16 protein-coding genes and 1 pseudogene are annotated in these 19228 nt (G+C 62.5%); 11 read left to right on the top strand and 6 right to left on the bottom strand.

Going from position 1 to position 19228, the window contains the following annotated elements:
- The 4 genes from EOA78_RS29360 to EOA78_RS29345 all read left to right on the top strand — a co-directional run.
- The coding region (locus EOA78_RS29360) for a 3-deoxy-7-phosphoheptulonate synthase class II (RefSeq protein ID WP_164783990.1) at window positions 1-1075 on the top strand (1075 nt) is incomplete at its 5' end.
- Window positions 1076-1508: 433 nt separating this feature from the next.
- Window positions 1509-1916, top strand: coding sequence for a GFA family protein (locus EOA78_RS29355; RefSeq protein ID WP_127318546.1), 408 nt, complete (start codon window positions 1509-1511; stop codon window positions 1914-1916).
- 94 nt (window positions 1917-2010) lie between these two features.
- Window positions 2011-2370: a diacylglycerol kinase gene (locus EOA78_RS29350; protein WP_029352991.1), complete on the top strand. Its 360-nt coding sequence runs from the start codon at window positions 2011-2013 to the stop codon at window positions 2368-2370.
- A gap of 39 nt (window positions 2371-2409) precedes the next feature.
- Window positions 2410-2997, top strand: coding sequence for a hemerythrin domain-containing protein (locus EOA78_RS29345; protein ID WP_127318545.1), 588 nt, complete (start codon window positions 2410-2412; stop codon window positions 2995-2997).
- 3 nt (window positions 2998-3000) lie between these two features.
- Here the strand turns inward: EOA78_RS29345 and EOA78_RS29340 are convergent, their stop codons facing one another.
- Window positions 3001-3588, bottom strand: a complete 588-nt coding sequence (locus tag EOA78_RS29340; RefSeq protein ID WP_127318544.1) for a DedA family protein — start codon at window positions 3586-3588, stop codon at window positions 3001-3003.
- Window positions 3585-4139 (bottom strand): DUF1003 domain-containing protein, encoded by a 555-nt coding sequence (locus EOA78_RS29335; protein WP_065009500.1) that lies wholly within the window; start codon window positions 4137-4139, stop codon window positions 3585-3587. Before EOA78_RS29335 ends, EOA78_RS29340 begins: the two co-directional genes overlap by 4 nt.
- A gap of 80 nt (window positions 4140-4219) precedes the next feature.
- On the opposite strand from EOA78_RS29335, the gene EOA78_RS29330 reads away from it, so the two are divergent.
- The 5 genes and pseudogenes from EOA78_RS29330 (at window position 4220) to gltX (ending at window position 10961) form a co-directional block, all read left to right on the top strand.
- The gene (locus EOA78_RS29330) at window positions 4220-4933 is read left to right on the top strand and encodes a DNA-3-methyladenine glycosylase I (protein WP_127318542.1); all 714 of its coding nucleotides are present in this window, start codon (window positions 4220-4222) and stop codon (window positions 4931-4933) included.
- Window positions 4934-5072: 139 nt separating this feature from the next.
- Window positions 5073-6785, top strand: coding sequence for an NAD+ synthase (locus tag EOA78_RS29325; protein WP_127318540.1), 1713 nt, complete (start codon window positions 5073-5075; stop codon window positions 6783-6785).
- A gap of 56 nt (window positions 6786-6841) precedes the next feature.
- On the top strand, window positions 6842-7255 hold the full coding sequence (locus tag EOA78_RS29320; protein ID WP_127318538.1) for a GNAT family N-acetyltransferase: 414 nt from the start codon (window positions 6842-6844) through the stop codon (window positions 7253-7255).
- Window positions 7256-7649: 394 nt separating this feature from the next.
- Window positions 7650-9454 (top strand): annotated as a pseudogene (locus EOA78_RS29315) (ABC transporter ATP-binding protein).
- A gap of 133 nt (window positions 9455-9587) precedes the next feature.
- Complete coding sequence (gene gltX / locus EOA78_RS29310) at window positions 9588-10961, top strand: glutamate--tRNA ligase (RefSeq protein ID WP_127318536.1); 1374 nt, start codon at window positions 9588-9590, stop codon at window positions 10959-10961.
- On the opposite strand, the gene EOA78_RS29305 is transcribed toward gltX, so the two are convergent.
- The 3 genes from EOA78_RS29305 to EOA78_RS29295 form a co-directional block, all read right to left on the bottom strand.
- On the bottom strand, window positions 10879-12075 hold the full coding sequence (locus tag EOA78_RS29305; RefSeq protein ID WP_127318534.1) for a DUF2865 domain-containing protein: 1197 nt from the start codon (window positions 12073-12075) through the stop codon (window positions 10879-10881). The genes gltX and EOA78_RS29305 overlap by 83 nt on opposite strands.
- A gap of 80 nt (window positions 12076-12155) precedes the next feature.
- On the bottom strand, window positions 12156-14480 hold the full coding sequence (locus EOA78_RS29300) for an NADP-dependent malic enzyme (RefSeq protein ID WP_127318532.1): 2325 nt from the start codon (window positions 14478-14480) through the stop codon (window positions 12156-12158).
- 212 nt (window positions 14481-14692) lie between these two features.
- Entirely contained in the window at window positions 14693-15526 is an 834-nt protein-coding gene (locus EOA78_RS29295) for a LysR family transcriptional regulator (RefSeq protein ID WP_245477807.1), read from the bottom strand.
- Between the two features lie 147 nt (window positions 15527-15673).
- Between EOA78_RS29295 and EOA78_RS29290 the strand changes: the two genes are divergently transcribed.
- Window positions 15674-16747, top strand: coding sequence for an alpha/beta fold hydrolase (locus tag EOA78_RS29290; protein ID WP_127318547.1), 1074 nt, complete (start codon window positions 15674-15676; stop codon window positions 16745-16747).
- 186 nt (window positions 16748-16933) lie between these two features.
- Here EOA78_RS29290 and EOA78_RS29285 read toward each other — a convergent pair whose 3' ends face one another.
- Window positions 16934-17878 carry a LysR family transcriptional regulator gene (locus tag EOA78_RS29285; protein WP_127318528.1) on the bottom strand — a complete coding sequence of 315 codons (945 nt, stop codon included), beginning with the start codon at window positions 17876-17878 and terminating at the stop codon, window positions 16934-16936.
- Window positions 17879-18019: 141 nt separating this feature from the next.
- On the opposite strand from EOA78_RS29285, the gene EOA78_RS29280 reads away from it, so the two are divergent.
- Window positions 18020-18988 carry an MBL fold metallo-hydrolase gene (locus EOA78_RS29280; RefSeq protein WP_127318526.1) on the top strand — a complete coding sequence of 323 codons (969 nt, stop codon included), beginning with the start codon at window positions 18020-18022 and terminating at the stop codon, window positions 18986-18988.
- Window positions 18989-19228: the final 240 nt, after the last annotated feature.

Below are 19228 nucleotides of genomic sequence, written 5' to 3'. Positions count from 1 at the left end.
AGACAGGGTGAAGGTCGGCCGTGTTGCCGGCCAGTTCGCCAAGCCGCGTTCGTCCGACAACGAGACCAAGGGTGGCGTGACGCTGCCCAGCTATCGCGGTGACATCATCAACGGCATCGAGTTCGACGCCAAGTCGCGCATTCCCGATCCCGCACGCCAGGAAATGGCCTACCGCCAGTCGGCGGCGACGCTCAATCTTTTGCGCGCTTTCGCCCAGGGCGGCTACGCCAGCCTGGAGAACGTGCATCAATGGATGCTCGGCTTTGTGTCGGATAGCCCGCAGGGCGAGAAATACGAGTCGCTCGCCAACCGCATCACCGAAACGATGGACTTCATGAAGGCTGTCGGCATCACCTCGGAGACCAACTACGCGTTGCGCGAGACCGATTTCTACACCAGCCACGAAGCGCTGCTGCTCGGCTACGAGGAGGCGCTGACCCGAGTCGATTCGACGTCAGGCGATTGGTACGCCACTTCCGGGCACATGATCTGGATCGGCGATCGCACGCGCCAGCCCGACCATGCCCATGTCGAATATTGCCGTGGCATCAAGAACCCGCTGGGCCTGAAATGCGGCCCTTCGCTGACGCCGGACGGCCTCTTGCAGCTCATCGACCTGCTCAATCCGGAGAACGAGCCCGGCCGGCTGACGCTGATCGCGCGCTTCGGCTCCGACAAGGTCGCCGACCATCTGCCAAAGCTGCTGCGCGCGGTGAAAAAAGAAGGCCGGAGCGTGGTGTGGTCGTCGGACCCGATGCATGGCAACACCATCGAGGCCGCCGGCTACAAGACGCGGCCGTTCGACCGCATCCTGAATGAAGTTCAGACCTTCTTCGAGGTGCATCGTGCCGAAGGCACGCATCCGGGGGGCATCCATATCGAGATGACCGGCAAGAACGTCACCGAATGTACCGGTGGCGCCCGCGCCATCACCGCCGAGGAGCTGCAGGATCGCTACCACACCCATTGCGACCCGCGCCTCAACGCCGACCAGGCGATCGAGCTGGCATTCCTGGTCTCGGATCTGCTCAAGAAGAGCCACCCGGTCCAGCACAAGCAGGCCGTCAACGGCTGATTTCAGTCGCCATCCATCAAGAAGCGCCGGAGAAATCCCCAGCCTCTGAGGAACCCGGACCACTGGGCGGCTCATCAGCGTCGGGTATCTCCGGGCTACCTGCCTTGGCTCTTGTCATATTCTTGAGTGCTCTATCACTCTATGCCTTGGTTCCATGCGCTCATGAAAGCACTCGAACGACAATGATGCCGATCGTATCGTCCGAAAGGCGATCCTTCATATAATAACGGCAATGCGCAGCACCTCCGCGCCTTCTCGCAGCGATCTCCATGGCAATTTTGCGCAGCGCCACATTGGCGCTTTTGGGTAGCGGTCGGTTTCATAGCTGGCAGTTCGAACACGCCCGCTTTGTGTCGCATTTGCTCGTGCGCGGCAGCGATAAAACTGGAATCCTGCCGCAATGCCGAGGATAGCGACTGCGTGGGGAGGCGAGATGGACGACACTCATACCGGGTCATGCCTGTGCGGAGCCGTGCGCTTCAAGACGCGGGGGCCATTGCGCGGCGTGATCTATTGTCACTGCTCGCAATGCCGGAAGCAGAGTGGTCACTTCTACGCTGCAACCAATATCCCCGAAGGGAACATCACAATATCAGGTGTCGAGAGCATCACTTGGTATGAAGCGTCTTCGTTTGCAAAGCGCGGCTTTTGCAAGACATGCGGCTCTCTGCTGTTCTGGAAGCCACGGCAAGATGCCTACATCTCGGTTCTGGCGGGACTATTCGACGAGCCCACGGGACTTCAGGGCCAATGTCACATCTTCGTCGGCGACAAGGGCGACTACTACACGATCGACGATGGGCTGCCGCAGTTCGAGAAGTCGACGCCGTCGAATGAGTGAGAAGGTCGCCGACGAATGATTTTTGGAGAGATAGCCTTATTCCCTTGATCCGGCCATTGCGCTATCCCCTGCCGGTGATTCGGAAAGGTTTGGCATGCAGCGGCTGATCGACGCTTTCTTCAATTCAGTGCGGGCATTTCGCAAATTGGCTTCCAGCGAAAAAGCCTTCCAGCAGGAGCTGATGCTGCTCGTGCTGGCGTTGCCGCTCGGCTGGTTTGTTTCGGTGTCGTGGCGCGGCTATGCCCTGTTGATCGGGGCGGTGCTGCTCCTGATCATGGTCGAAGTGCTGAACACCGGCATCGAGGCCGCATGCGATGCGTTCAGCCGGGAATTCAACGTCGATATCCAGCTCGCCAAAGACTGTGGTTCGCTGGCGGTGCTGATTTCGGTGGTGATCGTTGCCGGCGTCTGGGGCATCGCCATCATCGAGCGAATCTTGGGGCTACCGATCTAATCCTCACCTCTTATATGACGGTTACCAAAGGAGACCGTCATGTCGGACACTACTGATTTTCTTCTGCTCGAGCGTGCCGGCCTGCCCGATGATTTGCGCTGGCTGACTGAGAAATATCCGCGTGAGATCTGGCAGGGGCATTCCAACATCCATGGCATCGCCACTATGTGGCTGCAGCGGCACGACATGTTCCGCGAGCTCGGCGGCATGCTGACCAACGGTATCGGCGACTATCACGAGGGCAGGCTGACGGGGCCGGAGTTCGCTCGCTGGTTCGCGCCGCGCCTCAACCATTTTCTCGGCAATCTCGACGGTCACCACAATGTCGAGGACCATCATTATTTCCCGGTATTCGCCAAAGCCGAGGTCCGGCTGAAGCGCGGCTTCGAGATTCTGGATGCCGATCATCACACCATCCATGAGGGGCTGGAGCGCAATGCCGAGACCGCGAACGCCTTCATCCGCACGCTTCAGGACAGCGAGGACAAGCAGCGCTTTGCCGCCGATGCCTATGCCGACCAGAACAGCCGGCTGATCGCCATGCTGACCAGGCACCTTGCCGATGAGGAAGACCTGATCATTCCGCTGATCCTTGATCGCGGCGACCGGGCGCGCGGCATCGACTGATCCTCACGTCTCCTTGCTACGCTCCGTTTTGGCAACGTGATGAGCGATGAACCAGGCAAGGACGGCTACGCCCAACCCAATCGCAAGGGCGATCAGCAATCGCTCGTGACGGGCCAACGCCTGGCCGATGATGCGCTCCGCGCCCAGCCCGAACACATAGCCGATGGTGGTGAACAATCCGGCCCAGATGATCGATGAAATGACGTTGAGAATGACAAAGCGCGTCACGGCAATGCCGGACAATCCGGCCGCGATGCCGCCGACAAGGCGCAGGCCGTAAATGAAGCGGTTCGACAGCACGAAAATGTCGGGATGGTTGGAGACGAGACGATAGGCGTGGCTGAAGCCTGGCCGACCTCTCAATTTGATCACAAGCGGATGATCGGCGAAGCTTCGTCCGAGGGTGAAGAAGAAAGTGTCGCCGACAAAGGCGCCGATGGAGGCCGCCAGAAACGCCTGCCATAGGACGAAGACATGCTGATGGGCGAAAAACCCGCCAAGGAGGGCGGCACTTTCGCCCTCGGCGACACAGCCCAGAAAGACGGCAATCAGCCCATATTGTTCGATGAGATTATGGATGGCATCCGTCATGGACGCGTCCGCTGCTTCGACAGAATCTCGTCGATGCGCTTCACCTGCTCGGCTAGCCGGGCGATCTCGTCGCGCATCCCGATGATCTGGCTGTGGCGCAGTTCGTCGAGCTTTTCATGCAGCGCCATGATCTCGATCTCGGCCTTGAGATTGACCTCGTAATCGTGCGCGGCATCGATACGATCGCGCTCGGTCTGGCGGTTTTGCGCCATCATGATCACCGGCGCCTGCAGGGCCGCGACCATGGAAAGCACCAGGTTGAGGAAGATGAAGGGATAGGGATCGAAGGCGTCGCGCGTCAAAAGCCAGACATTGCCCGCCGTCCACAGGATCAGGAAAGCAATGAATGTCAGGATGAAGGACCACGAGCCGCCGATCCGGGCGATGGTGTCGGCCAGGCGGTCGCCAAACGTCTGATGAAAGGCGATAGCCTTGTTGGTATCCTTGGAGATCGTGGTGCGCTCGAGCGTTGATTGCAGCACCCGGTTTTCAGGTGCGTCCGGCTTTCGCTTCAGCCAACGGTTCGCCAGTTCCTCGATCGTCTTGTTCATCGTCGCCTCCGTTGCGATAGAGGTAGAGGCTGCTGGTTCGCACGGGAAGTGGTAGATTGACGCGATAAGGTGAGGAAACAATGATGGATTTTCAGAAAATCCGCGCCCGCGCGGCCAAACGCAAGGGCGGGGAAGCGGCGCTGGCGTCGCTGCTGGGACCCGTGCCCGACAATGCCGCGGTGGCTGACGTTACCGACGACCGCATCCTTTCGACCATGGCCGAGCGTGTTTTCGCCGCTGGTTTCGTCTGGCGTGTCATCGAGCAGAAATGGCCTGGTTTCGAAGAAGCGTTCCTCCGCTTCGAGCCGAAGCGGCTGTTGTTCCAGCCCGATGATTTCTGGCACGATCTGACAGCCGACGAGCGCATCGTGCGCAACCCGCAGAAGATCAAATCTGTCCGCGACAACGCGGTGTTTGTCGAGAGGGTGTCGAAGGAGCATGGCGGCTTCGGCAGGTTCCTTGCCGATTGGCCGGCCGACGACCAGGTGGGGCTGATGGCCTATCTCGCCAAGCATGGCAGCCGGCTCGGCGGCAACACCGGCCAGTATTTTTTGCGTTGGCTGGAATGGGACGCCTTCATCGTCTCAACCGACATGGCGGCCGCGCTACGCGACGCCGGCCTGGACATCGCCGAAAGCCCGACCTCCAAGAGGGATCTCGACAAGATCCAGAGCCAGATCAATGCCTGGGCGGCGCAAACCAGCCTGCCGCGCCGGCATATTTCGCGCATTCTGGCGATGTCGATCGGCGAGAACCATTCGCCGGAAGCGCTGCGCGAATATATGGGCGAATAGGGCCGAACGACATGTCGATCGGTCCGACACGATCGACATTCGTCGATCGGCCGGGACACGTATGACACATGTCATTCGGTCCGGGTGGTCCAAGCAAACGCCATTGCCCGGGCGATTTTGCCGCGTTAAACCCGCAGGCATGACCAACACCGCTTCCGACATATTGCGCATCGCCGTCGCCCAGCTCAATCCGACGGTTGGCGACGTCGCCGGCAATCTCGCCAAGGCGCGCGAGGCGAGGGCGGATGCCGCCCGCCAAGGCGCCGATCTCGTGCTGTTCACCGAGCTTTTCCTCGCCGGTTATCCGCCCGAAGACCTGGTGCTGAAGCCGGCTTTCCTGAAGGCCTGCGAGCGGGCGGCGCAGGATTTCGCCGGCGATACTGCCGATGGCGGGCCGGGCGTCATCATCGGCACGCCGCTGAAGCGCAAGAGCGGCACGCACAATTCAATCATCTTTGCCGATGGCGGCAAGATCCTCGCCGAGCGCTACAAGCTCGATTTGCCGAACTACGGCGAATTCGACGAGAAGCGCGTCTTCCAGGCTGGTCCTGAAATGCAGGGACCGGTCAATTTCCGCGGCGTGCGTCTGGGGATTCCGATCTGCGAAGATATCTGGGGCGATGTCGGCATCTGCGAGACGCTGGCCGAAAGCGGTGCGGAAATCCTGCTGGTGCCGAACGGCTCGCCCTATTATCGCGGCAAGGTCGACATTCGCCACCAGGTTGTCATCCGCCAGGTCATCGAATGCGGATTGCCGATCATCTATGCCAATCAGCTTGGCGGCCAGGACGAACTGATCTTCGACGGTGCATCCTTTGCCATCGGCGCCGACAAGACGCTGGCCTTCCAGATGAGCCAGTTCGAGGAGACGGTCAACGTCACCACCTGGAAGAGAAACCGCGCCGCCGCAGGCGGGCAAAACGGAAATAATTCCGACGGCTGGGTCTGCTCCGAAGGGCCGATGTCGAAAATCCCGGAAAAGGACGAGGCCGATTATCGCGCCTGCATGCTGGGCCTGCGCGACTACGTCAACAAGAACGGCTTCAAGAACGTTGTGCTCGGCCTGTCCGGCGGCATCGATTCGGCGATCTGTGCAGCACTTGCCGTCGATGCGCTCGGCGAGGAACGGCTGCGCGCCGTGATGATGCCCTACCGCTACACCTCGAAGGACTCGCTCAAAGACGCCGAGGACTGCGCCCGTGCGCTCGGCTGCCGCTACGATATCGTGCCGATCTTCGAACCGGTCGAAGGATTTCTGCATACGCTGACGCAGCTTTTCGAAGGCACCAAGGAAGGCATCACCGAAGAAAACCTGCAGAGCCGCGCGCGCGGCACCATTTTGATGGCGATCTCCAACAAGTTCGGCTCGATGGTGGTCACCACCGGCAACAAGAGCGAAATGTCGGTTGGCTACGCCACGCTCTACGGCGACATGAATGGCGGCTTCAACCCGATCAAGGACCTCTACAAGATGCAGGTCTATGCGCTGGCGCGCTGGCGCAATACGCACGTGCCGCCGGGCGCGCTAGGCCCATCCGGCGAGGTCATCCCGAACAACATCATCGACAAAGCGCCGTCGGCGGAACTGCGCGAGAACCAGACGGATCAGGATTCGCTGCCGCCCTATCCGGTGCTGGACGACATATTGGAGTGTCTGGTCGAGAACGAGATGGGTGTCGACGAGATCGCTGCCCGCGGCCACGACAGGGCGACGGTGACGCGCGTCGAGCATCTGCTCTACATCGCCGAATACAAGCGCCGGCAGGCAGCGCCTGGCGTGAAGATCACCAAAAAGAATTTCGGCCGCGACCGCCGTTATCCCATCACCAACCGGTTCAGGGACGGCGGATAGATCACCGTTTCTCGCTTCTGTGAAATGCTTGCGGCCGGCCGATCGGTGGGATAGCCATGCCTGACTGTGAAATCAGCTTCGACGTGTCGCGGATCGACTTCCGGGCGACCTCCGACCGGTTGATGGCAAGCTACTGGGGCAGCGGGCGCAGCGACGAAGTCCACCGCCGCGCCTTTGCTAATTCGCTTTGCGTCGGCGCCTATTCCGACGGCAAGCAAGTCGGCTTCGGCCGGGCAATCACCGACCGCACGGTGTTTGCCTATCTGGCCGATGTCATTGTCTGGCCGGAATATCGTGGGCAAGGGATCGGCACGGGGCTTGTCCAGGCGCTTATCGATCATCCGGATTGCAAGACAGTCACGCACTGGAGCCTGTCGACCAACGATGCCCACGCGGTTTACGAAAAACTTGGCTTCAGGCCGTCCACCGATGGCCGCTACATGAGGCTCGACCGCATCCCGGCAGCCTGAGCGGGCGGCGACGGCGCACAACCGGCGATTGTTGCAAAATCGCCTCACTGGTTGGACCAGATGCGCTTTCGGTCGCTCTCTGGCTTGGCGACGCGTTGAGGCCTCTCTATAAGAACGGTTCCGCGATTCCCTTTTCGGGAGGACCGAATGCCAGGATTTGACATAGTTATGCGAGGCCGCGAAGCCTAGGCCTCGGGCGGCGCGCCGGAAGGTTTTCACCTTCATGGCCAAGCCGATCTGACAACAGGCCTTCGTCGATGCCGGTCGCCGCCCGTATTCGGGTGAGCCGCCAAGTATGCCGAACCTCCGCATTCCCGGGCGCTAATTCGCCCCACGCGGTTTTTTCAATTTTCGACCTTACCGGGACCGGGCTCGTTTGCGCCCGAATGACATCATGGCTCGTTTTCAGATAGATTTGCGCGCGGGTGCCTTTCGCAGCGTTCTTGGCTTCACGCTCAGTCATTGGCGGCGTCAGCCGTGGCGGCTTTCGCTCATCATGGGCACGTTCCTGCTGTCGACGTTGGCCGACGTGCTGACGCCGCTCTATTCCGGCCGACTGGTCGATGCCGTTGCCAGCAGTGCTGCAGCGGACGATGTCGCGTGGAATGCGGCGATGGCGGCCTTTTCGATGCTGGTAGCCCTGGCGCTCACCGGCGTTGTGCTGCGCAATCTCGCCTTCGTGGCCATCGTCGAACTGACCTGAAGATGATGGCGGATATCGCCGCCGACGCCTTCCATCGCGTCCAGCGCTTCTCGACCGACTGGCACGCCAACAGCTTCGCCGGATCGACCGTGCGCAAGATAACCCGCGGCATGTGGGCGCTCGACCTGCTCAACGACACGATCCTGATCGCGCTGCTGCCGTCCGTCGTCATGCTCGTCGGCTCGACGCTGCTGCTCGGCTGGTTCTGGCCGCTGATGGGTGCTGTCGTCGCCGCGGGTTCGGTGCTGTTCATCGCGGTGACGGCGCTCCTGTCGCTTGGCTATGTCGCGCCTGCGGCAAGGCTTGCCAACGCGTGGGACACGCGCCTGGGCGGTTCGCTGGCCGATGCGGTGAGCTGCAACGCCGTGGTCAAGGGTTTTGGCGCCGAGGAGCGCGAGGAGACGCGCCTTGCCAAAGTCGTCGCCAGATGGCGCGCGCGTACGCGCCGCACCTGGGTGCGCGGCACCATCAACGGCACCACGCAAGGGTCGATGCTGCTGCTTCTGAGAGCAGCGGTGATCGGACTTTCGCTGCTTTTGTGGTCGTGGGGGCAGGCGAGCGCCGGCGATGTCACCTTCGTGCTGACCTCGTTCTTCGTGCTGCAAGGATATTTGCGCGACATAGGCACGCACATCCGCAATTTGCAGCGCTCGATCAACGACATGGAGGAACTGGTCGACTTCCAGTCCGAGCCGCTCGGTATCGAGGATGCTCCCGGCGCCAAACCGATCCGCATCACCGACGGTCGCATCAGCTTCGACAACGTCACCTTCCATTATGGCAGCCATCGACTGCCGCTCTATCGCGACTTTTCGGTGGATATCGCGCCGGGCGAACGCATCGGGCTGGTCGGCCATTCGGGCTCGGGCAAGACGACCTTCGTCAAGCTGATCCAGCGCCTTTACGACGTGAACGCGGGAACGATCCTGATCGACGGCCAGGATATTGCTGGGGTGGCGCAGGCATCGCTGCGCGGGCAGATCGCCATCGTCCAGCAGGAGCCAATTCTGTTCCACCGGTCGCTGGCCGAAAACATCGCCTATGCCCGGCCGAGCGCCAAGCAAGCCGAAATCGAGCATGCAGCACGGCTGGCAAGCGCGCACGACTTCATCGTCGGCCTGCCGAAGGGCTACCGCACGCTGGTCGGCGAACGCGGCGTGAAACTATCGGGCGGCGAGCGCCAGCGCGTGGCGATCGCGCGGGCTTTCCTCGCCGACGCGCGGATCCTCATTCTGGACGAGGCGACATCCAGCCTCGATTCGGAATCGGAGGTGCTGATCCAGCAGGCGATGGAGCGGTTGATGGTCGGCCGCACAACGCTCGTCATCGCGCACCGGCTTTCGACGGTGCGGGCGCTGGACAGGCTTCTGGTGTTCGATCGTGGCCGCATCGTCGAAGAGGGTTCGCATGACCAACTGATCCGGCTGCAGGGCGGCATCTACCGCCGGCTGTTCGAGCGCCAGGCGCTCGAATTGACCAAGGGGCTGGCGATCTGACGCCTACAGCGCCGTGTGTCTTAATGAACGCGCGGCGCTGCCGCCTTTTCATCGTCTTCGTCATGTTCTATGTCTGCGGCCAAGCGCGGGGGCGTGTCTTGCCAACAGCAAAACCATCCGGTACGCCCCGTTCATGACAGTTACCGTCCGTTTCGCCCCATCACCCACCGGCCGCATTCATATCGGCAACGCGCGCACTGCGCTGTTCAACTGGCTGTTCGCCATGAACAACAAGGGCCGCTTCATCCAGCGTTTCGACGACACCGACGTCGCCCGCTCGACGCAGGAATTCTCCGACGCCATCCTCTACGACCTACATTGGCTAGGGATATTTCCGGACGCGACGGAATACCAGTCACGGCGCTTCGAGATCTACGATGCGGCGGTCGAGAAATTGAAGGCGGCGCGCCTTCTCTACGCTTGTTACGAAACACCGGAAGAGCTCGATCTCAGGCGCAAGGTGCGCCGCACGCGCGGCCTGCCGCCGGTCTACGGCCGCGAAGCGCTGACGCTGACCCCTGAGCAGATCGCCGAATACCAGTCCGATGGTCGGCGGCCGCATTGGCGCTTCCTCCTGCCCAATTTCACCAGCGATCCTCTGCAGCCGGAGCGCACCGAAATCCACTGGAACGATCTGGTGCGCGGCGAGGAAACCGTCGACCTTGCCTCGCTTTCCGACCCGGTTCTAATGCGCGAGGACGGCACCTATCTCTATACTCTGCCCTCGGTGGTCGATGACATCGAGATGGGGATCAGCCATGTCATCCGTGGCGACGACCACGTCACCAACACGGGCGTGCAGATCGCGCTGTTCCAGGCACTGGGTGCCGAGCCGCCGGTGTTCGGCCACCACAATCTGTTGACCACTGCATCGGGCGAGGGCCTGTCGAAGCGGAGCGGCGCGCTGTCCATCGAGAGCTTACGCGAGACCGGCATCGAACCGATGGCAGTTGCCTCGCTGGCCGTGCTTGTCGGCACGTCGGAAAACGTAGTGGCGGTGCCTGACATGACCGAGCTTGCCCGGCGCTTCCATCCGGCCGCGACATCGAAATCCGCCACCAAATTCGATCCGGACGAGCTCTTCGTGCTCAACCGCACACTACTCCACCATATGCCGTTTTCCGAGGCGCGCGACCGCTTGATCGTGCTCGGCATTTCCGGCGAACAGGCCGAGCCCTTCTGGCTGGCGGTGCGCGGCAATCTCGACAGGCTGGCCGATGCAGCAATCTGGTGGCGCACACTTCGCGACGGCCCGCAGGAGCAGCCGGACTTTTCCGACGTCGACCGCGATTTCCTTCGCCAGGCGTTCGACCTTTTGCCGGAAGACCCCTGGAACGGGTCGGTCTGGAAGGAGTGGACGGGCAGGATCAGGGAAGCGACCGGCCGCAAGGGCAAGGCGCTGTTCATGCCGCTCAGGCTGGCGCTTACGGGGCAGCCTTCGGGGCCGGAGCTTGCAGATCTGTTGCCGCTGCTGGGTCGGGAAGGAACGTTGGCCCGACGACCCTGACCTTGCGCCGTCCCGGCGGCGGCAAAATCGTCGGCGAGGGTTTGACGGCGAGGCGCTTGATGGCTTCGCGATCGAGCCCGCCTTCGACATTTGCCAAAGTCTCGGGGTCGGCGCCTTTATCGGCTTTGGCGACAGGCACCGGAATGAGCGGCTTGGTCTCCACATCAGCCTCGGTCTGTTCCGGGCTTGGCGGATTGCCGGCAATGATCTCGAAATTCTGTGCAGCGTTGCAGCCGCAGGCCGGCGGGCGCAACGTTTCGGGCTGCTTGTAGAGATAGGCGGTCGGCAGTTCGCTGTAGGGCTTGCCGGTTACCGAAGACGTCATGTCAGCCGAGTCGTCGCCAATGCCGCGCGTATAAAACACCTGCATCTCGGTGCCGGGGCAACTCGAATCGCAGTTCTTCTGGTCGCGCTCGAAATCGCCCAGCGAGGCGGCATTCGACATTGGGAAGAAATAGCCGTCGCAGGTGCGCACGCACATTGTGCGGAATTCGCCGCCAAGGCGTGGCAGGTCCATGCCGTCGCGCTGATTGATTATGGCGCGGACACCGCGTTCTTGGTCGGGATCGCTCGGCTCGTCCAGCGCATCGGGCTGATTTCCGTCGTCGCCCAAAAGCCGATCGAGCAGGCTTTCTTCGCCGTTTTCACGGTTCGCTTCGAGGACGGGCGCACGCCTCAAAGGCATGACGCTGTCGCGACAGCCATTGGCGTCGAGTGAGGCCAATATGCGTGCGCGATCGCGGCGCGAGCCGCCGCCGGCGAGCTGCGCGCGCTTGACCTGCAGGGCATCGAGATTGGCGTTCATGCGGTCGAGCGTGGCCTCGAGTGCGGCGCAAGCGTTGCGATTGCGGCCGAGCAGCGAAAAGCCGCAGCCGGCGCTGTCGGACTGGCGGCTTACCTTTGAAATCTGCTCGCGCTGCCGCACGATCGCATCATCGTATTTCCTGAGCAGGGCCGGCTTGCCGCCGCCACCACGCGAAGCGGTCGCGAGATCGGCTTCCAGTTGCCGGCAAACACGGGAGGCGGCCTGCGGCTGAGTGACGGCAAAGCCTGATAACGCCAGGGCACCAAGCAGTGCCGCGGCATGCGTCAGCTTCCACCCTCCGCCCGTCATTCGCCGTGAACTCCGTTTAACGCCCGTCGCGAAAGCTACCGCTTTGCGGTCATTTATCAGCTTACCGCGAAAAAGCCGTTTTAACCCAGATTTACGACCGCCTGCGCCTTATGGGCCGCTTCGACCACGGCGAGCGCCGTCATGTTGACGACGCCACGTGACGTCACCGACGGCGTCAATATATGCGCCGGTCTGTCGGTGCCGAGCAGGATCGGGCCGACATGCAGCGCGTCCATCATCGCGCGCAGCGCGGTGAGCGTGATGTTCGCCGAATCGAGATTGGGGAAGACCAGCAGATTGGCTTCGCCCTTCAGCCGCGAATGCGGATAGACCCGCTGGCGCAGCTGCTCCGACAAAGCCGAGTCGGCATGCATCTCGCCGTCGCATTGCAGGTCTGGCGCGATGCGCGCCAGGATTGCCGCTGCCTGCCGCATCTTGAGCGCGCTTGGCGAATCGCGTGAGCCGAAATCCGAATGCGACAGCAGGGCGGCCTTGGGTTCGATGCCGAAGCGCTGGATTTCTTCGGCCGCCAACACCGTCATCTCGGCAATCTCCTCGGCCGTCGGATCGACCGTGACATGGGTGTCGGTGAGGAAAATGATGCCGCGCTGCGAGATCAGCATGGAAAGCGTCGACAGGTCATGATCCTTGATACCGGCGCGCGGGCCGATGATCAGGGTGACATTGCGCAAATGCCGCTCAAAACGTCCTTCCAGGCCGCACACCATGGCGTCGGCATCGCCACGCTTGAGGGCAAGTGCGGCGATCACGGTGTTGTCGGTGCGCACCATGGTGCGCGCGGCTTCCGTCGTTACGCCACGCCGGCCGGCGAGTTCGATCAAAAGGTCAACATAGTGGCGATAGCGTGGATCGTCCTCGGGATTGATCAGGCCGAAATCGACGCCTGGTTTGATTCGCAGTCCGTAGCGTTTCAGCCGCACCTCGATGACATGCGGGCGGCCGATCAGGATCGGCTCGGCTATGCCTTCCTCCAGCACCACCTGGGCGGCACGCAACACGCGCTCATCCTCCCCGTCGGCATAGATGACGCGCTTGGCATTCGACGTCTTGGCCATCGTGAACACCGGCTTCATCACCAGGCCGGAGCGGAAGACGAAGCGGTTCAGCGTGTCGATATAAGCGGCAAAGTCGGTGATCGGCCGTGTCGCGACGCCGGTGTCGCAGGCGGCTTTGGCCACCGCCGGAGCGATGCGCAGGATCAGCCGCGGGTCGAAGGGCGAGGGGATCAGGAAATCAGGCCCGAAGATCGGCGTTTCGCCGGAATAGGCGCGCGCGGCGACATCGGAAGGTTCCTCGCGGGCAAGGGCAGCGATCGCCCGCACCGCGGCCATCTTCATCTCTTCGTTGATGGCGCTGGCACCGCAGTCCAGCGCGCCACGGAAAATGTAAGGAAAACAGAGTACGTTGTTGACCTGATTGGGGAAATCCGAGCGGCCGGTGCAGATCATCGCGTCGGGCCGCGCCGCCCGTGCCGCTTCCGGCATGATCTCGGGGTTGGGATTGGCCAGCGCCAGGATCAGCGGTTTTGGTGCCATATGCTGGAGCAATTCCGGTTTCAGCACGCCGGCGGCCGAAAGACCCAGGAACACGTCGGCGCCCGGCAGCACATCGGCCAGCGTGCGCGCCTCGGTGTCCTTGACATAGGGGTCCTTCCAGCGGTCCATCTCGTCGACGCGGCCCTTGTAAGCGACGCCGAAACGGTCGGTGACCCAGATGTTTTCCACGCGCGCGCCGAGCAAAACCAGCAAGTTGAGGCAGGCAAGGGCAGCTGCCCCGGCGCCGGAGGTGACGATCTTGATGTCGGAGATCGTCTTGCCGGCAAGTTCCAGCCCGTTGAGTACGGCGGCGGCGACGATGATCGCGGTGCCGTGCTGGTCGTCATGGAAGACCGGTATGGCCATGCGGGCCTTGAGCCGTTCCTCGACCTCAAAACATTCGGGCGCCTTGATGTCCTCGAGGTTGATGCCGCCGAAGGTCGGCTCCAGCGCCGAGATGGTCTCGACCATCCGCTCGATGTCAGGCGCTTCGATCTCGATGTCAAAGACATCGATGCCGGCAAATTTCTTGAACAGCACCGCCTTGCCTTCCATCACCGGCTTGGAGGCCAGTGGGCCGATATTGCCCAAGCCGAGCACCGCCGAACCATTGGAGACGACGCCAACCAGATTGGCGCGCGCCGTGTAGTCGGCGGCCGCCGCCGGATTGTCGCGGATTTCCAGACAGGGCGCCGCGACCCCGGGCGAATAGGCAAGCGCCAGGTCGCGCTGGTTGCCGAGCGGCTTTGTTGCCTGGATTTCAAGCTTTCCAGGCCGTGGATGCTTGTGGAAATAAAGTGCGGCTTCGTCGAGGTCCGAGCGGGCCGTTTTTTTGATTTCGCCTTCCATACGGGCCTCCCTGCGATCCTGCCTTGAAGCCCTTTTAGCATGCAGCGTTGGATTTTCACGATGCCAAATGACGTAACCGCCAATTAGGCAGAAGAATCGTCAAAAACTCATCTATGTCAGATTGTTGCGCTGAAATCCTCACCTGCCATGTCGCTGCCGGGCTGATGTCATGGGAGCGCATTGCGCGACCTGGTACGTCCGATCGCCGGCGGTCAAGTCACGTCTGGCCGACCGTCAAGCAGTTTCCAGACGCTATCGACGATGGCCGGCCGTGGCCGCCGTTTCGCGATCACCGCAAGTGGCCACGCGGGCAGCGATGCGTCGGCGATCGCTGCATACCGGACGCCCTGAAATACAAGGCGCTGTGTCGATCGTGGCAGCAGGGCCGCGCCCAAGCCTGTGGACACGAGCGAAAGCATGGTCAGTGCCCGCGTCGCCTCCTGGACGATCCGCACGTCGAGGCCAGTCTTGGTGAATGTGTCTACGATGCGGGCATGGAGCGCCGGGCCTTGTGCAGCCGGAAACATGATGAGCCCGTGGCGGGCGATGTCCGCCAGCGTCACCCCGTGCGTCTGCCGGTCGTCAGGCAGAACGGCAATAAGATCTTCAGCAGGATAGTCATGGACGTCGAGACGTTCGTCGGTCCCGAGCGGTGGATGCACGAAACCGATGTCGATCTCACTGCGCGACAACGCCGCAATCTGCTCATTGGTGGACACCTCGATGAGCTTTGGATGGATGTCCGGATACTTCTCGCGAAGCCGGGACAGGAGGTGCGGCAGATGCTCGTAAACGGCCGCCGACACGAAGCCGATCCTGATCTCGCCAGCTTCGCCGTCATGCGCTGCGCGGGCGACATGAAGCGCCGAATCGGCGTGCCGTATGGATGCTCGAGCCTCTTCCACGAAGGCCGAGCCGGCGCGCGTCAAGGTCAGGCGGCGGTTGGCCCGCTCGAACAGCTTGACGCCGAGCTCCTTCTCCAGGCGCCCGATCGATTGACTAAGCGGAGGCTGAGCCATGGCCAGCCGCAGTGCGGCACGACCCATATGCAAATCCTCCGCAACAGCGAGGAAATGTCGCAAGTGCCGAAGTTCCATATCTTGACGATATCAAAAACCCTCAAACGCGTCATCGATAAGATATTGAATAGCTGGCAGTCTTTGCGGATCGCAATTGCGACCGGAGACGTCATGATGTCCCATTTTACCGCCTTTCCCCTCGTGCTCACAGCAGCCGCTATGATCGCCGCTCCAGCACCGGCAGGAGAGCCGGATCTCGTCCGGGCCGACAGGTTCGTCGAACTTCGGACGGGCGAGCGCCTCTTCGTCCGGGAGGTGCGCCGTCCTGGCGCAGCGTCCGAAGCCAACTCCGCCGTCCTCCTCGTCCATGGCGCACGCGTGCCCGGCGTTGCGTCCTTCGATCTGCCTGTTGCGGGTGGGTCGCTTGCCGCCGACCTCGCGGCGGACGGGCACCTTGTCTATGTCCTGGATGTTCGCGGCTACGGCGCATCGAGCCGCCCTGCGGCCATGAACAGGCCGCCGGACAAGTCCGCTCCCCTGATGCGTACCGAAGACGTCGTGGCGGATATTTCCGCAGCGGTCGACGCTATCGCGAAATGGAGCGACGTTTCGAGGGTCAGCCTCGTCGGCTGGGCCACCGGCGGACATTGGGCCGGCGCCTACGCCAGCCGGTTTCCGCAGACGGTTGACCGGCTCATCCTCTACAACTCCCTGCATGGAGGCTCAGACCAGCACTCCACTCTTGGCACCGGCTCGCCGCTCGAAAATCCCGACCGGCCCGGGACATTCAATGTCCATACGTTCGGCGGTTATCGGATGAATACACGTCAGAGCCTATTCACTGCCTGGGACGACAGCATCCCGGTCGCGGACAAGGCCCAGTGGCGCGATCCCGCGGTCGCTGCGGCCTATGGTGATGCAGCACTCGCCTCCGACGAGACGGCGCCGACGCGCCAGCCGCCGAGTTTCCGGTCCCCAAGCGGCGCCATGGCCGACAGCTTCGAACTCGCCTTCGGTCGCCGGCAATGGTCGGCGGCGGCACTCACCATGCCAGTGCTCGTCATCCGCTCCGGACGAGATTTCTGGAGCCGGCCGGAGGACGCGAGGACAATCGTGGACGAAGCACCAAAAGCGGAACGTCTAGACATCCCGGACGCCACGCACTTCGTGCATCTCGATCGCGAGGCCGCAGGGCGCGGTGCGTTCCTCGACGCTGTGAAGCGGTTTCTCGATCGGCAGGAGGAATGACCATGAAGGGTAGTTCATGTGTCCTGCGGGAGCAGCAGCCGCAACGGTGTCAGGTGGACCGCTTTGCGGCTACCGTCCACCCGACAGCTACTCACCGCGGTTGCGGGGCTACGCCTATCTCCGCCGCGCCACATCTCGACTCTCCCGCCTCCGCCATTTCCCGGCGCGTACAAACGTCAGACTTCGCTAGGCCGGCGCCGTTTCCTGGATGTACATGCTTTTTTCGTCATCGATGAACGCACCCATCGCGGCGAGGTGGTCGGCGAAGCCGGCAACGAACCGCCTGACCTTCAACGGAATGAAGCGGTTCGATGGATAGACCGCATGCACATGGTGCGGCGCATAGTGCCAGTCCGGCAGCACATGTTCGAGCAAGCCTTCGGCGATGAGCGGATCGAGTATCACCTTGTGCCCGAGGCCGATGCCGACGCCAGACAGCAACGCCTGATGATTGAGCAGCGAATTGTCCGAGCGCATGGCCGGCCGGATTCGCACCTCGGCCTTTTCGCCGCCCGGGCCGGTCAGCGGCACGACATCGCGCTTCCTGATGTGGGCGTAAAGCAGATAATCATGGTTGGCGAGATCTTCTGGGCGCCGCGGCCTGCCCCTGCGGTCGAGATACTCTGGCGTCGCCGCGAGGCAGCGCCCGATCACGCCGAGCTTGCGCACGATCAGCCGGTTGTCATCGATAGTCCCCATACGGATCGCCACGTCGAGCCCCTCTGCGATCACATCGACGAAACTGTCGGTCAGCGCCACGTCGAGCAACAGTTCCGGATAGGCGCGCTTGAACTCGATCAGATAGCCGCCAAGCACGCCGGCGCCGAAGCTGGCCGGCGCGCCGACGGCAAGACGTCCGCACATCTTCGATTCGAGGCAGCCGACGCTGCGGTCCGCCTCCTCAATGCGCTCAATGATGTCGCGGGCGCGCTCCAGATAACGCCGGCCGGCTTCCGTCGGCGAAACATGGCGGGTGGTACGGTCAAAGAGCCGGACGCCCAGACGCTTTTCCAGTGCGCGGATCTGCTGGCTGACGGCCGGCTGGCTCAAGCCCAACTCGCGCGCTGCCGCCGAGAAGCTGGCGGTATCGCAGGCGCGCACGAAGCTGGTTAGCTCGGTCAAGCGGTCCATGGTGGCAACTCTCCGTCGTGATTAATTATCAAGAGTAATAAGACATATAAGGAATCGGCAAGTTCAAAAAGCTAGGCCTATGACATATACCCGCCTTGCTCCGCCCTGGAGCTCTGGATCCCCAAAACTGGAGACGATGCAATGCCGCTTTCCCGCCGTCATTTTCTCGCCGGTGCCGGCCTAACCGGCGGCACTCTCCTAGCAAATATCTCCGTTCCGGCGGTGGCCCGCGCGCCGCTGGCCGACGCCGCAACGCTTGGCGCGCTCCGCCGCAACGTGGGATCGGTCCAGGTTACGGCGCTACTAGACGGCTATATCGACATTGGTTCCGAGCTGGTCATCGGGCACGCTGAGGCCGATGCGGAGCGGCTGGCTGAGGCCAGCTTCCAGAAGCGCGGACCGCGCCGCGCACCGGTCAACGCCTATCTCATCAATCTGAGCGACCGTCTGGTGCTCGTCGACGCCGGTACGTCGGACAGCATGGGCCCGTCACTCGGCCGACTTCCGGCCGCTATCGAGGCGGCCGGCGTCTCTCCGGACCAGATCGACACGTTGCTGATTACCCATATGCATCCCGACCATATCAACGGCGTTCTGACTCCCGCCGGCCAGGCGCGGTTTCCCAATGCCGAGCTCGTCGTCACCGCCGCCGATTACGCCTTCTGGCATGACGATGCGAACATGAACCAGGCGCCGGATGGGGCAAAGCCGTTCTTCATCGGCGCCCGCCAGGCCGCCGCCGCCTACGCGAACCGCGTGCGGCAGGTGGGTGGCGAGGGCGAGGCGGTCGGCGCGATCCGCACCGTGCCGCTGCCCGGCCACACTCCGGGCCATGCCGGCTTCATCGTGGAATCGGACGGCGAGGCGCTGTTCATCTGGGGCGATGTCGTGCACATGGCGACCTACCAGTTCGCGCGCCCGGACTGGAGCATCGCCTTCGATGTCGATTCCAAGCTGGCTGCCGAAACGCGCAAGCGGACGCTCGACCGGGTCTCTGCTGACCGGATGCTGATCGCCGGCATGCATTTGCCGTTCCCCGGCATGGGCCATGTGGCGCGCGATGGCGACGCCTATCGTTTCGTGCCGGACGAATGGCCGTATGCACTGTAGCGGCGACCAGCGCGGGAAGGGGCCATCATAGCCCCGCTGCTCAACACCACACCCGCCCCTCGCCAGCGCAGCCGATATCTTTGAGACGTCGGACGATGAATCGGCTGCTTATGGTCTGGCACAGCAGAAGCTTGCTCACCTCCCTCGCGCCGCGCGAAACAGCGACGTCGCCATCGACCGTGCGTCAGCCATCAGCTCAAACTGAACCGGACCCCATGACGACGGCCACCTGCAAGGCCT

The organism is Mesorhizobium sp. M5C.F.Cr.IN.023.01.1.1 (assembly GCF_003997585.1).
Lineage (GTDB): Bacteria > Pseudomonadota > Alphaproteobacteria > Rhizobiales > Rhizobiaceae > Mesorhizobium > Mesorhizobium wenxiniae.
This window is presented reverse-complemented; position numbering and strand designations above follow the sequence as displayed.

Excerpts from the sequence above, each read along its gene's own strand:
- EOA78_RS29355 (WP_127318546.1), top strand. The coding sequence starts at position 1,509 with ATGGACGACACTCATACCGGGTCATGCCTGTGCGGAGCCGTGCGCTTC.
- EOA78_RS29350 (WP_029352991.1), top strand. The coding sequence starts at position 2,011 with ATGCAGCGGCTGATCGACGCTTTCTTCAATTCAGTGCGGGCATTTCGC.
- EOA78_RS29345 (WP_127318545.1), top strand. The coding sequence starts at position 2,410 with ATGTCGGACACTACTGATTTTCTTCTGCTCGAGCGTGCCGGCCTGCCC.
- EOA78_RS29340 (WP_127318544.1), bottom strand. The coding sequence starts at position 3,588 with ATGACGGATGCCATCCATAATCTCATCGAACAATATGGGCTGATTGCC.
- EOA78_RS29335 (WP_065009500.1), bottom strand. The coding sequence starts at position 4,139 with ATGAACAAGACGATCGAGGAACTGGCGAACCGTTGGCTGAAGCGAAAG.
- EOA78_RS29330 (WP_127318542.1), top strand. The coding sequence starts at position 4,220 with ATGATGGATTTTCAGAAAATCCGCGCCCGCGCGGCCAAACGCAAGGGC.
- EOA78_RS29325 (WP_127318540.1), top strand. The coding sequence starts at position 5,073 with ATGACCAACACCGCTTCCGACATATTGCGCATCGCCGTCGCCCAGCTC.
- EOA78_RS29320 (WP_127318538.1), top strand. The coding sequence starts at position 6,842 with ATGCCTGACTGTGAAATCAGCTTCGACGTGTCGCGGATCGACTTCCGG.
- gltX (WP_127318536.1), top strand. The coding sequence starts at position 9,588 with ATGACAGTTACCGTCCGTTTCGCCCCATCACCCACCGGCCGCATTCAT.
- EOA78_RS29305 (WP_127318534.1), bottom strand. The coding sequence starts at position 12,075 with ATGACGGGCGGAGGGTGGAAGCTGACGCATGCCGCGGCACTGCTTGGT.
- EOA78_RS29300 (WP_127318532.1), bottom strand. The coding sequence starts at position 14,480 with ATGGAAGGCGAAATCAAAAAAACGGCCCGCTCGGACCTCGACGAAGCC.
- EOA78_RS29295 (WP_245477807.1), bottom strand. The coding sequence starts at position 15,526 with ATGGGTCGTGCCGCACTGCGGCTGGCCATGGCTCAGCCTCCGCTTAGT.
- EOA78_RS29290 (WP_127318547.1), top strand. The coding sequence starts at position 15,674 with ATGTCCCATTTTACCGCCTTTCCCCTCGTGCTCACAGCAGCCGCTATG.
- EOA78_RS29285 (WP_127318528.1), bottom strand. The coding sequence starts at position 17,878 with ATGGACCGCTTGACCGAGCTAACCAGCTTCGTGCGCGCCTGCGATACC.
- EOA78_RS29280 (WP_127318526.1), top strand. The coding sequence starts at position 18,020 with ATGCCGCTTTCCCGCCGTCATTTTCTCGCCGGTGCCGGCCTAACCGGC.